Annotated in this window: 1 protein-coding gene; it reads left to right on the top strand. The window is 44.7% G+C overall.

Annotated features, from left to right (window positions below; genetic code table 11):
• Positions 1-246: phage minor head protein (locus SB775_RS32665; protein WP_410865445.1), on the top strand; the 246-nt coding region annotated here is incomplete at both ends.

Genomic DNA, 246 nt, shown 5'->3' with positions numbered 1-246 from the left:
CGTTGCCAACAACTGCGATGATTCAGCAGGCAATATTAAACCCGATAGCTGAATTGACTCTTTCAGCCTTATATAAGCGTCACCGTGATGATTATGTCCGGCAGATTGAAATTTCCATTGCTCAAGGCATTCAAGCGGGTGAGGATTATAGCAAAATAGCCAAGCGAATTGAGAGAAGCACAGAATTTGCGCGAAAAAAAGCCCGAGACGTAGCGAGAACAGAGACTCATAGGGTACAAGTCTTGG

The sequence above is a fragment of the Peribacillus sp. SIMBA_075 genome (assembly GCF_046534585.1).
This window is presented reverse-complemented; position numbering and strand designations above follow the sequence as displayed.